Origin of the sequence: Burkholderia sp. BCC1999 (genome assembly GCF_905339975.1) — a bacterium.
In the GTDB taxonomy this organism is placed as follows: domain Bacteria; phylum Pseudomonadota; class Gammaproteobacteria; order Burkholderiales; family Burkholderiaceae; genus Burkholderia.
Window position 1 is genome coordinate 27,826 of the sequence record NZ_CAJPHP010000034.1, and the last position, 13,223, is coordinate 41,048.

Annotated in this window: 9 protein-coding genes and 1 tRNA gene; 7 read left to right on the plus strand and 3 right to left on the minus strand. The window is 61.6% G+C overall.

Features of this window, described 5'->3' with window-relative positions; genetic code table 11:
- Window positions 1–636: 636 nt before the first annotated feature.
- A tRNA-Ser gene (locus tag U5809_RS32555) sits at window positions 637–727 on the minus strand.
- A gap of 57 nt (window positions 728–784) precedes the next feature.
- Window positions 785–2,965, minus strand: a complete 2,181-nt coding sequence (locus tag U5809_RS32560; protein WP_322089552.1) for a TonB-dependent siderophore receptor — start codon at window positions 2,963–2,965, stop codon at window positions 785–787.
- Window positions 2,966–3,304: 339 nt separating this feature from the next.
- On the opposite strand from U5809_RS32560, the gene U5809_RS32565 reads away from it, so the two are divergent.
- The 7 genes from U5809_RS32565 to U5809_RS32595 all read left to right on the plus strand — a co-directional run bounded on the left by U5809_RS32565 (window position 3,305) and on the right by U5809_RS32595 (window position 12,833).
- Window positions 3,305–3,934 (plus strand): LysE family translocator, encoded by a 630-nt coding sequence (locus U5809_RS32565; protein WP_282505589.1) that lies wholly within the window; start codon window positions 3,305–3,307, stop codon window positions 3,932–3,934.
- 117 nt (window positions 3,935–4,051) lie between these two features.
- Window positions 4,052–4,393: a hypothetical protein gene (locus tag U5809_RS32570; protein WP_322089553.1), complete on the plus strand. Its 342-nt coding sequence runs from the start codon at window positions 4,052–4,054 to the stop codon at window positions 4,391–4,393.
- A 238-nt stretch (window positions 4,394–4,631) separates the two neighbouring features.
- Window positions 4,632–7,409, plus strand: coding sequence for a type VI secretion system Vgr family protein (locus tag U5809_RS32575; protein ID WP_322089554.1), 2,778 nt, complete (start codon window positions 4,632–4,634; stop codon window positions 7,407–7,409).
- 23 nt (window positions 7,410–7,432) lie between these two features.
- Window positions 7,433–9,694, plus strand: a complete 2,262-nt coding sequence (locus tag U5809_RS32580; protein WP_322089555.1) for a hypothetical protein — start codon at window positions 7,433–7,435, stop codon at window positions 9,692–9,694.
- Entirely contained in the window at window positions 9,691–11,172 is a 1,482-nt protein-coding gene (locus U5809_RS32585) for a virulence factor (protein WP_322089556.1), read from the plus strand. Before U5809_RS32580 ends, U5809_RS32585 begins: the two co-directional genes overlap by 4 nt.
- 9 nt (window positions 11,173–11,181) lie before the next feature.
- Window positions 11,182–11,445, plus strand: coding sequence for a PAAR domain-containing protein (locus tag U5809_RS32590; RefSeq protein ID WP_027784933.1), 264 nt, complete (start codon window positions 11,182–11,184; stop codon window positions 11,443–11,445).
- Between the two features lie 47 nt (window positions 11,446–11,492).
- Window positions 11,493–12,833 carry a virulence factor gene (locus U5809_RS32595; protein WP_322089557.1) on the plus strand — a complete coding sequence of 447 codons (1,341 nt, stop codon included), beginning with the start codon at window positions 11,493–11,495 and terminating at the stop codon, window positions 12,831–12,833.
- Here U5809_RS32595 and U5809_RS32600 read toward each other — a convergent pair.
- Window positions 12,821–13,093 carry a hypothetical protein gene (locus U5809_RS32600; protein WP_322089558.1) on the minus strand — a complete coding sequence of 91 codons (273 nt, stop codon included), beginning with the start codon at window positions 13,091–13,093 and terminating at the stop codon, window positions 12,821–12,823. The two genes, U5809_RS32595 and U5809_RS32600, sit on opposite strands and share 13 nt — an antisense overlap.
- Window positions 13,094–13,223: the final 130 nt, after the last annotated feature.

Below are 13,223 nucleotides of genomic sequence, written 5' to 3' on the forward strand. Positions count from 1 at the left end.
TGGACTGAATCGCATGGATCTGACTCGCGGAGCTGAAACCTCGGATATCGTCAGAAGAATACACATCTTTAGCGTGTGGTGTTCGGGATTCATGGCGCGACGCGCGCCGGCGTAACCATCGTGTCGATGACCTGATTCGCAAAGCCACATGGCCATCATCATTCCCGGTCCAGCGAATGAATTTCCGTTCATGTCGGGTGAATTCGTCATGTTTCGCTTGCATCACGGTCATGAATCGCACACGCAGGTTTTCGCGCAGCGATAGAAAGTCGGCGCGGGAAGAAAACGAGTCTGCATCCTTGTCGGCGATGCCGGTATGCGATCGTTATTCAATTTCGACGGATGGATTGAGTGGGCTTCGTCGGGTCGAGAAAGACAATGAAGCGATCGAGAGTGGATTGAATAGCAGGGCCTGCGCCTGCGCTCGATGCATGGCGGCGAAAAGCGATGCGAAGCGCGTGATGGCGGGTGTGTCGGCGCAGCGCGCGCGTTCGGGGCAGGCGGGGGGGGGGCGAATCGACGATGCAAGAAGAACGCATCATGGGTGCCGCCGGCAGCCGTCACGCCGTCGATTGGCGGGCGCTTTGGCGTGCAGAAACGAAAAACGGGCCGAGCGGCCCGTTTTTGCTGATGTCCTGGCGGAGAGAGGGGGATTCGAACCCCCGATAGGCGATTAACCTATACACGCTTTCCAGGCGTGCGACTTAAACCACTCATCCATCTCTCCGGAAGACCGAGAGTATAGCAAACTCTGGCGGCAGCCCGCCACTCCCTTCCGCTTGCGTCAAAAATCCGTCGTCATCGACAGCCACACCGACCGCGGATCGCCCTGCGTCAGATACCCGCCGATCGTCGACGACCAGTACGATTTGTTCGCGACGTTGCGTACGGTCGCGCGGAACGTCGTCTTCTTGCCGAACACGTCCGTCGCGTAGCGCGCACCGAGGTCGAAGCGGTCCCACGCCTGGATCGACATCGTGTTCGCGACGTCCACGTACTGCGGCCCCGTGTGAATCCAGCGCGCGGTCAGCGTGAGCCCGTTCAGCATCGGCACGTCGTATTCAGCGCCCGCGTTGAACAGGAATGACGGCACGCCGATCGGCCGGTTGCCGTCGTTCGCGCCGCCTGCCGTGTTCTGCAGCGTCGCATTGAGATACGTCGCGCCCGCGATCAGCCGCACGCCTTTCCACGGTTCGCCGTACACGGCCGTTTCGATGCCGCGGTGCCGCTGCGTGCCGTCGGCGCCGAACAGGTTCGACGCCGGGTCGGTGTATGCCATCGGCTTTTCGATCTGGAACAGCGCAAGCGACGCACCGTACTTGTCGGTGTCGTAGCGGATCCCCGCTTCGACCTGCTTCGACCGGAACGGCGACAGCGCCTGCCCCGCGTTGCGGGCGGTGTTCGGCGCGATTTCGCCCTGCGCGAGCGCCTCGCTGCGATTCGCGAAGATCGACACGTTGCGCCACGGTTTCACGACGAGGCCGAACACCGGCGTCGTGATCGCGTCGCTGTGGGCGGCCGTGACCGCGCCCGTGTAGTCGAAATTGTCGACCGAGATCGACTGGCGGCGCGCGCCGATCGTGAACAGCACGCGGTCGTCGAGGAAGCCGAGCGTATCGGACACCGCGACGCTGCGCAGCCAGGTCTTCGTCACCGTACCGGGATCGCTCATGTCGCCGCCCGCGTAGGCCGTCGCCGGGAATCCGACCGGCGACGGATCGTAGAGCGTCGTCGGGAACGCATTCGACATCGTGTACGCGGACTGGCTGTCGATGCGGATGAACGACGCACCGGCCGTCACGAAGTGCGACACGGGGCCGGTCGTGAAGCGGCCGCGCACGCCGGCTTCGGCGGATTGCGCGTCTTCCTTGTGGGGCACGCTCAGGCGCGAGCCGGTCGTGCCGGACGACGAGTAGGTCGGCGTGTAGTAGTCGCCGTGCTCGTTCGTATGGCGCGCGCCGGCCGATACGTAGGCCGTCCACGCGGGCAGGAAATCGTATTCGGCGCGCACGATCCCGACCGTGTCCTCGAGCTCGCTGAAGCTCCACGACTGCGCATAGTTGTGCGTCGCGGACGGCACGGCCGGCAACTGGTTGCCGCTGATCAGCACGACGGGGCGGCCGTTGTCGATCCGCGCCCGCTGATACAGGAAGTCGCCGGACAGGCGCAGCTTGTCGCCGCGCCAGTCGAGCGATACGGCCGTCACGTTGTTGCGGTGGCGCTCGCCGTCGACGGCCGTGTCGCCGCCGCCTATCGACTGGTTCACGCGTACGCCGAACTGGCCTTCGCTGCCGAAGCGGCGGCCGATGTCCACGTGCGTGCCGAGCGAACCGGACGTCGCGCCGTCGACGGTGACGCGCGTGAGCGGCTTGTCGTCCGCGCGCTTCAACTGCAGGTTCACGCCGCCGCCAACCGCCGAACCGTTCGGCGACGCACCGCTCAGGAACGCATTCGCCCCCTTGAGCACGTCGACGCGTTCGACCGCTTCGGTTTCGACGAGCTGCCGCGGCGTGACGCCGTACAGGCCGTTCAGCGACACGTCGTCGCCGGCGAGCTCGAAGCCGCGGATGACGAACACCTGCGAGAAGTTGCCGTAACCGGACGCGCTGCGCACGGCCGGATCGTTGTCGAGCACATCGGCGAGCGTGCGCGCCTGCTGGTCCTCGATCAGTTTCGACGTGTAGGTGGTCATGCTGAACGGCACGTCGCTGGCCTTTTGCCGGCCGAGCACGCCGTAATCCGCACCGCGCGCGACCTGGCCGCCCGCGTAGGTCGGGGCGAGGTCGCCGGGCAGCGGCTCGGCGGCGCCGGTTACGTTGATCGACGGCAACACGGTCGCGTCGGGCGTCGCATTGGCGGCGGAAGCGGCCTGCTGGGCCCGCGCGGAGGCAGGAAGGGTACAGGCGAGCGCAATGCCGAGGGCAATCGGCGTGAAACGCCGGACAGGTAACGAAAGTGTCGACATGGGACGCAAATCGGGTGTGGTCGGTGATCCATCCCAGGGCGGCAAATCGGAATCCGGGCGGTGTGACGCGTCCGTGCTGTCGCGGACGTGTTTTTATCGAGCGGCGGAGTCTAACGTAAACGCGAATGATTGTCGTTTACGAAATGATCGGCTCACTATTCGGGATAGCGGGTGGGCGCCGGGCAGGATCGCCGGTGCACAACTGCCGAGCGGGGATCGCGATGAACGTGCGATCATTGACAGGCCGCATTCGTCGTAACAAATGGCGCGCGTTGCTTTCTGTCCGCGCGGCCGATGGACGACGATGCCATCCGCTCTCTTCAGAAGGAACGCCACGCCATGTCGCTCTCCGCCTTGCTTGCATTCGCCCTGATCCTGTCCGTCGGCGTCGCGACGCCCGGCCCGACGGTGCTGCTCGCGATGAGCAACGGCTCGCGGTATGGATTGCGTCACGCGATGGTCGGGATGCTCGGCGCCGTCACGGCCGACGTCGTGCTTGTCGCGCTGGTCGGTCTTGGCCTCGGCGTGCTGCTCGACGCGTCGGAAACGGCGTTCGTGACGCTGAAGCTGCTCGGCGCGGCGTGGCTTGCGTACGTTGGCGTCCGGATGCTGATGTCGGGCGGTAGCGCCGCGGTCGAGCAGGCAGACGTACCCGCCACGCCCGATCGCCGGACCGCCTTCCTGAAGAGCTTTTTCGTCGCGATGAGTAATCCGAAGTACTACCTGTTCATGTCCGCGCTGCTGCCGCAGTTCGTCGACCGGTCGCACGCGATCGCGCCGCAGTACGCAATCCTCGCGGCGACGATCGTCGCGATCGACGTGATCGGGATGACCGGTTACGCGCTGCTCGGCGTGCATTCGGTCCGCGTGTGGAAAGCGGCCGGGGAGAAGTGGCTGAACCGGGTCAGCGGATCGCTGCTGCTGATGCTCGCGGGGTACGTCGCGTTGTATCGCAAGGCCGCTCACTGACGCGGCGCTGCAACGGGGAAGCGTCACGCCGACACCGGCGCCACGATGAAGCCGGTCGATCGCTTCGCGCTCGAGACGCACGACGGGCCGTAAGAGTCGTGGCCGTCGCGCACGCATGTGTTTGTCGATGGCGTGCGTTCCGCGCTCGCCGTTTCCGGCTACGTGCTGCTGCGCCAGTTCGAGACGCCGGCCGCGTATCTGCTCGTCACCGACTACGACTGCCCGTTCGAGGAAGCCGTCACGTTCACGCTCGTGTCGAAGGGTTCGCTGAAGGTGCTCGCGCGGCGTACGGTCGGCGCGATGTATGCGTCGTGCCATCTGGACGAGCTGACCTGGGCCGACGACCGGCATTTCAGCGCGACCTTCGTCGGGTACGACGGACGATGGGATTTCACGATTCGTGACCGGGCGGTGCCGTTTGTCCTGCCCGGATTGGGCATGCGGCACGTACGGGGATGACGCCGGGACGACGATCGGGTGCCGCGGGACGAGGCCTGAACCGATTTGAAAGAATGTGAGTTTCTGAGTCCGGCCGGACGCTTTGCAAAAAGCATTCTAAATTCTGTCAAAAAACCATCACCAACCTGACAATTTTGCTATGCTCGCCGAAAACCAGACGGGCGGCACTCCCAGGACGGACCAGCGGGCGTGAGTGTCCGACGAATAACGAAGTAAAACAAATCCTGAGAGTCACGCTGTGAATACAGCCGAATTGCTACGCACGTTTGCGTCCGGGGTGGTCGATCAGAACAATCGGCCGGTTCGCATGAACTGGGGGCCTGCTCAGAAGACGCTCGAGCAGGTGCTTGCGCTTCAGTACGCCGACATCCGCGAAGGCTTGATGACGGGCGTCGAGGGGCATCTGACCTGCGTGTCCGCACGGGCAGATCTTCCGATCCGCAGCTTCATCGGGCTGCCGGTTTCCGTCGAGATGACGACCGATCGCGGGCGTCTCCACACCATCAACGGCATCGTCACCGACGTTCGTACCGGACAGTCGGACGGTTCGCTGACCTGTTACCAGCTGACGATTCGCGACGTGCTGTCCGTGATGGAGCGGCGGACCAATTCGCGTCTGTTTCGCTCCAAGAGCCTGCCCGACATCCTGGGCGTGCTGCTTCAGGAGTGGCGCCAGCGCAGTTCGGCGCTCGCCGGCGCATTCGAATTCGATTTGTCCGGCCTGCAGGGTGAGCGATATCCGGCGCGCGAGCTGACGCGGCAGGTCAACGAATCGGACGCGCACTTCATCCGGCGGTTGCTGCGGCGCGACGGCGCGACCGTATTCGTCAAGGCGGGCAAGGCCGGCGAGCGGGCGAACGGCAACACGCACGACACGCCGGTTCATACGCTCGTCTTCGCCGACGACTCGATGAAGTTGCCGGAGACGGCCGCGGGCACCATCCGCTATCACCGCGACGCCGCCACCGAAGAACGCGACTCGATCACGCTGTGGGCGACGAGCCGCCGGTTGATCCCGGGCAAGATCGTCCGGCCGACGTGGGATTACAAGAGCGGCCGGATGTCGCAAACCGAGCAGGCGACGATCGTCGACCAGGGCGACGGCGGCAACGACCTCGGGCATCTGCTGGCCGACGCCGTCATCGATATCCCGCACGCCGGGGATTCGTCGTCCGACCTCGACCGGATCGGCAAGGACCGGATGCTGGCGCATGAACTGCGTGCCGAATCCGTCGACGGCGTGAGCAATGTGCGCGATCTGGCCGTCGGCCACTGGTTTGCGCTTGCCGAGCATCCGCAACTCGACACCTTGCCGGCCGAACAGCGGCAATTCATCGTCACGTCGCTTCATCATCGCGTGCGGAACAACCTGCCGAAGGAACTGAACGAGAGCGCGCAATCGTTGTTCGCGGCGAGCCGCGTGCTGTTCAACGCGGTGCCGGCCGACGTGAGCGGGAAGTCGGGCGATGAAAGCGACAGGCGCTACGAAAACACGTTCTCGTGCGTGCGGCGTGGTGTGCCGCTGACGCCTGCCTACGATCCCCACGTCGACCTGCCGCCCGTGCATCCGATGACGGCAGTCGTCGTCGGCCCGGAGGGCGAGGAGGTGTTCTGCGATGAAATGGGTCGCATCCGTGTGCAGATCCAGGGGCTGAGTGCGGACGATCATGCGCACGCGCAAGGCGCCGGCACGAGCGGCACGCCGTCCGACAGCGCGCCGGTGCGCGTTGCCTGCGCGCTCGCCGGGCCGAGTTTCGGCGCGAATACGTTGCCGCGCGTCGGCATGGAGGTGCTGATCGGTCATATCGGCGGCGATCCGGACCGGCTCGTCGTGATGGGCGTGCTGGCCAACGGGCCGAACATGCCGGCGACCTTCAGCCATACCGGCGCGCTGCCGGGCAACCGTTATCTGTCCGGTACGAAGACGAAGGAAATCAAGGGGCAGCGGTACAACCAGATCCGCTTCGACGATACACCCGGGCAGATCAGCAGCCAGCTGGCGAGCGAGCATGCGTACAGTCAGTTGAACCTTGGCTATCTGACGCAGCCGCGCGACAACGGGCAGGGTACGGCGCGCGGCGAGGGCGCCGAGTTGCGCAGCGATGCGCACGTGGCGATTCGCAGCGGCAAGGCGATGCTGATATCGGCCTGGGAGCGGCTGCGCGCGAGCGACGGGCACCTGGCGCGGGACGAGTATCTGCAGCTGATGCAGGAATGCGTCGAACTGTTCAAGAGCCTTGGCGACTATGCGGGTCAGCATCAGGGCGTGGCGCCCGATACGCAGCCGCACGACGCGCTCATGACCACGGTGAAGGGCTGGCCGAATGGCGAGGTGTCCGGCGGCGGTGAATCGTCAGGCGCGTCGGTGGCGGCGATCGGCATCACCGCGCCTGCCGGCATCAGCATGGCGACGCCGAAGACCGTGACGACCCATGCGGGCGGCAACGTCGATGTCGTCGCGCAGAACCACCTGCAGTACACGAGCGGTCAGCGGATCAACCTGCAGGCAGGGCATGGCGTGGCGATGTTCGCGCACAGCGAAGGCGTATCGGCGATCGCCAACCAGGGGAAGGTGACGCTGCAGAGCCAGAACGACGATACGCAGATCGATTCGGCGAAGAACATCCAGATGACGGCGGGCGGGGGGAAGCTTGCGGGCATGGCCAGCGAGCAGGTCGTGTTCGTGACGTCGGGCGGCGCGTATCTGAAGCTGCATGGCGGCGATATCGAGCTCGGGTGTCCGGGGAGTTTCACCGTCAAGTCCGCGTCGCATACGTGGGCCGGGCCGGCGAGCATGAGCGCCGATTTTCCGAAGTTCGACCAGGGCTCGCTGGGGCGCGTGCCGAAGCTGGTCCGGGCCACCGACGGGCAGCCGGTCGAGGGTATGGAGGCCGAGGTGCGAAAGGCGTCGGGCGAGTTGATCAAGGGGAAGACCGATGCGCAGGGCAAGTTGGCGCCGGTCAGCAGCGATCAGTTCGAACAATTGGCGGTTCGCTTCTTCAAGTCGAGAACCTGAGCTGAGTCTTCAAGAAAAACAACATGTTCAACTACAACTTTGCGCAGAACCCGAGCGGACAGACGTCGGCTGACGACGCGTCGCAGACTTCAGTGGGCGGTGGAGCGGGGACGACGCTGTTCAACCGCAACGACCTCGAATGCGTGATGCAGATGCCGCTGCCGGGCGTGGTCATCTTCGTGCACGGGGTGAATTCGGAAGGGGAATGGTTCAAGGAGGCAGAGAAGGGGCTGTGTGACGGATTGAACCGGCGTATGGGGCGTTATGACGATCAATTGTTCCATTGCGGTCCCGTAGCCGGTCAGATGACGCCGGTCAGCTATATCGACAGCCTGACGCCTGACGGTTTCCTGAATCCGGACATGTCGTCGCAGACGTACATCAAGCCCGATCCGTCCTTTTCGCCCGTCATTCACTTTCGGTGGGGCTATGCCGCGAATGCGGACGAGCTGAAGGAGTATGGCGACAAGATCATGCTCAACGAGAACAATTACTGGGGCGGGGGCCCCTTTGCGGGAGGGTGTTCGAGTCTTCCTGATCTGTGGAACGACGGGTTGAACGATCGGCTTTTTCTGTGGTTGACGGTCCAGCACATGAATTCGCTCGGCAATCGCAAGATCTACTCGACGCCGCCGCGGACCTATGGCGTGCTGGGCGCACTGCGGCTTGCACGCCTGGTCGAATCGATCCGCAAGCGGCAGGCCGACGCGCCGATCACGATCGTATGTCACAGCCAGGGAAACATGATCGGTCTCGCCGCAGCGTTTCTCGGTGACCGGTTGCCCGAAGTGACGGATCAATGGGGCATGAAAGGACGTTGCGTCGCGGATACATATGTTCTCGCCAATCCCCCGTACAGCCTCGTGGAGAGCAACTTTACCGATACGTGGGCACAGCGCGGAGTGCGCGACAAGGACGGGCATGTGGGGCGCGAAACCTACGTTGCGCGTAAGGAAACGCTGAGAGAGTACTTCGATATCCTGCGTGCCAGGGCCGACTTGGAGATGCCTGCGGAGGATCTCGACCGTGCGATGGAAAACGCGCGACCGTCGAAGGATGGGGGCAAACCGTATAGCGCAGCCAAGGACCGGGAGGCGCACGGGTTGTACCAGAAAAACACGTACGGAAGGGTGACGCTGTACTGCTGCCCGCATGATCAGGTCATTTCCGCCTTGACCGTTCAGGGAATTGGCTGGCGCGGCATGAGTATCGACGAGATTTCTGACACAAACGGATGGGGTGTTTTTTCTCAACGTGTGTTCGCGTCGAATTTGCAGGTGGGCGGTGAAACCACGCTATACAAGTATTGGCAGGATGACTGGCGACGCGACAAGAACGAAAAGGAGGGTTTCTGGTATCCGCCATCCCCGCCTTCACGATACGGTTTTGCGCGAGGCATGCATTCCAACGAGGGGTGGATTGCGCAATTTTTCACTCTGGTCACGAGCCCGGTCATCTATCTGTTCAATCTGACGGACGTGAGGGTGAACGCCGAGCCGCCGAAAAACTGGGAAGTTCCAATTACGGCACCGATGCTCGACAAGGAAACGCGCTTTCTCCCGAAAGCATTGCGCTACGGCAAGCCATCAGGTGCTCGCGACGCGGATGGGAAGCTAATCGACGAAGGGCTTTTCAACGAGGGCTACGATCCGCCGTCGGCTGGGCGCGATGCTGGCAAGGAGAACAAACGGGATGACGATCCATACGACAACTTCGATGCGAAGTCGGAAAAATTCACGACCGAGGGCGATGCGCTGAAAGCGCAGGGCGATGCCGCATCCGAGGCTGCACAGCGATATGAGGATCGTTCCATTCTCCGTATGGAAGCGCGGAGATCCAAGAATCGTCATTGGGTCAACAAGGCGGGAAAGGTGGTCGGCGAGGATAATCCGGACGCAGCGAGGGCCGACTATACCGAATGGAGGAACAAGCAGATCTTCGAGATTCTGAACGGAGGGGACAAGAATAACCCCACCAATCATTCGACTATCATGACCAACAAGGACCACGCTGAGAAGGCGTTGGCCTACGATGTTGCAATTGGACTTTGCTATCTGACTGAGGACGATTTCAGCAAGCTCAGAGTTCAGGCTGATTGGAGATTTGCTAGTGATTCCAGGAAGGATGACCCGAATTTCGATTTGATGGATTATATAAATACCGGGAAGCATGGCGATTTATTTTTGCCTGACTGGGCAAAAAAAGATGAGCATGCAACGATGCCGGAAAAGATATATGACGAACGTGATGGTGGGTTTTTCCTGAACTTGGGGGGTATCGTATGAGGGCGGTCATTGCCACGTGGCCGCGTCGATTTGGGGTTGCGATCCTGGCGTTGCTTTTTGCTTTGGGGGCATCGTTTTTTGTATTGATTTCGTCTGGTGGGCTGGCGGGAGAGCTATTAAGTATGGGTAATCTGATGAAACGATTGGTGTTGGTCCCGGGGCTTGTCGCAATCATGGTATTTGCGTTCGCAACAGTGATTGCAGTCCCTCGTGCGACTGCTGCCTCATCGACCGAGAAGGCAGTCCCGACAACAGCGGCTGGCTCATCCAAGCCCTTCGTTGCTCAGGTTGTAGGGCTTGGATGGATGAACCCTCTTCAGCGCAGGGACTACCCTACCGAGTGGCAAATATTGTGGACGCTTGGTCTGGTCAAGCCAAATGTCAACGATGATATGGTTCGGACAAATTCGAAGAAGTATTCGACGTTGCAGGCAATTTCCATTGTCGCGGATGGTAATCGAGGGAGTGAGTCTTTCCCCGGATTTTATGAAAAATATGTCGATAAATTGACGTTGCTTTTTCGTGTTCCGTATTTTACCGACGAAGACTATTTTTATACCGTCAGTCCGGATGATAGAGCGAAATGGCGAGAGTTGGCCGGCATGCACGTCGAGCTGGCTATTCCTTCTGGTCGGATTGAGCCTGCACGGGCTGCATCATATCTGCGCAAGCGTATCGTCAATATCTTCGAAATTGGCAACCCGTCCGCAAAAAATCTGTGGAACCGCGATACGCCGCCCGACGTGCATGTGACGACGGGCCAAGGGAATGCCGGCTTTACATCGCTGAATGCCGCGCTGGACTATCTGGCTGCGCATCCGGACAAGAGTGCATGGGTGATGAACTGGGACGCGCCGAGCTTTCCGCCGAACGATGCACAGATCAACGAGAACATGGTGGTGCTGTTCCTTGCCGGCCCGGATCTGAAGACCGAGCGTGAACCGCTGGCATGGATCGGCAAAGCCGCACGAAGCAACGTCAAGGATTTCGAAGCGAAGCAAGGTGCAAGCCGTGCGGTACAGGCATGGAGGTCGACGATCGATACGGCGGCGAGTAATGCAGGTGTGCCGGTGTCGTCATTGAATTACATCGTGCATGACGCGGGGAAGGGCAGCGATGCTGCATCGACGCGGATCGCCTCACTGTCGCAGACGCTGACGGAAGTGCTGCCGGAATACGATTTCCGTACGCAAACCTTCAATACATCGGCTCTGCTTGGTGATATGGGAGCCGGCGCAGCCTTGACCGATGTGGTACTGGCGATCGGTCGAGCGAATCACTTCGGTGGAAATGTGCTTGTCGCAGGAACGACCGACAGCGAGCATCCGACTGCAGTGGTCGTCGTTGCGCCGTCGAAACTCACACCGATCGACGCAGGCAAGAACTGGTTCCGCGCGCGTGGCGGAAACAACGCCTATTTGCCTTGGTGGGGCCGCCGTCACGATGCGAGCCCGACGACACAAGGCTATTCGCAATAAGGAGCACGCATGCGTGGAATCATTCGAGTCGGTGATGCGACAAGCCACGGCGGTCAGGTCGTGACCGGCAGTGCGGTCAGTGAAGTGATGGGGCGGCCGGTTGCCCGACTCGGTGATACATGTGTCTGCCCGATCGCGGGCCATCAGGCCTGCTTTATCGCCGAAGGCGATCCGCAGGTCATCGTCGACGGAAAACCCGCCGCCTTCGATGGTCACAAGACATCGTGTGGCGCGACGCTGATTTCGAGTCTGGCGTCGTCCGGACGGGAATGAATTGCCGAACCGGCAGTCGTCGTTGGCAGGGTCGACCGGGAATATCCATGCATCGCATCACTCTTGCAAGACGCATTGGGCTCGTCTCATTCGTCATGGCCGCCCTTTTGTCGGACTCGCCGTTGCGGGCTGAGACGAGTACCGCGCCGAAGCAATCGGTCCAAGGTGTGTCCGCTGCGCCGTTCGTTGCCCAGGTTGTCGGACTTGAATGGCTCAATCCGTTGCAGCGTCGCGACTATCCGACCGAGTGGCAGTTGCTGTGGACGCTCGGGTTGGTGAAGCCGAACAGCAATGACGATATGGTGCGGACAAAGCCCGTGAAATACTCGACCTTGCAACCGGTATCCATCGTCGCGGATGGCAACCGGGGAAGTGAGACGTTTTCCGGATTCTATGAAAAGTACGTCGACGAGCTGCTTGTGTTGTTTCGTACGCGCTATGTGACGAATCCGGATTATTTTTACACCGTCAGTTCGAAGTACAAGAGGGAGTGGCGTGAACTGGCCGGGGTGCGAGTCGAAATCGCACTTCCTGTCGGCCGCCTCGACCCGATAGCTGCCGGAGCGTACTTGCGCGACGAAATGGTGAATGCGTATGAAATCGGCAACCCGTCCGCAAAAAATCTTTGGAGTCGTGACACGCCGCCCGATGTGCGCGTGACGTCGGGCCAGGGAAACGCCGGCTTCACGTCGCTGAACGCCGCGCTGGACTATCTCGCTGCGCACCCCGACAAAAGCGTGTGGGTGATGAACTGGGACGCACCCAGTTTCCCCCCGCACGACGAACAGATCAACGAAAACATGGTGGTGCTGTTTCTCGCTGGTCCGGGCTTGAAGACCGACCGTGAGCCGCTTGCCTGGATCGGCAAGGCCGCACAGAGCGACCTTCGGGATTTCGACGGGGGCACCGATGCAAACCGTGCGGCACATGCATGGAGATCGACGATTATCGATGCGGCGGCACGCAATGCGGGTGTCACCGTCTCGTCGCTGAACTACGTCATTCATGACGCGGGCAAGGGTCGCGATGCCGCGTCGGCAAGGGCTGCGCCCCTCTTGCTGGGACTCGCGGAAGCCCTGCCGGAAAGCGACCTTCGCGGACAGACCTTCAACACCGCAGCGTTACTCGGTGACATGGGTGCCGGTGCAGCCTTGACCAATGTGGCGCTTGCGATCGGCCGTGCGAATCACCTCGGTGGAAACGTGCTCGTGGCGGGAACGACTGACACCGAGCATCCGACTGCAGTGGTCGTCGTTGCGCCGTCGAAGCTGACACCGATCGACGCCAGCAAGAACTGGTTCCGCGCACGTGGCGAAAACAACGCGTACTTGCCGTGGTGGGGTCGCCGTCACGATGCGCGTCCAGCGTCGCAAGGTTATTCGGAGTAGGGCCTGGCGCAGGCGACTGCCGCAATACATCGCATGCGCGCACGGCAGGCATCGGCGGATTCACCGCCCGCCGTGCGTGGCGACAACGTCCTTCCGACGTTAATCAACATGTAATAATCTGCGGAATGGCGAGAAGCATGATCTTTCAAAATACTTTCTATTCTTCGTTGCCGACGCTTCGCGAGAAATCCGGATTCTCGCTCCATCAAGGCATTGGCCTCGACGTCACAAGAAGCATTGCCGAGATTTTTGTCGAACATATTACGAAGCGTATGGTAATGGAAAGATTTGCATCGCTTGACGCACCGCACCGTCGCCATTTATTGTCCGTCTGCCGCCCGTGAGAGAGCACGACGGCAATCGCGAATGCGCGCCTTGCGCGCACGACGA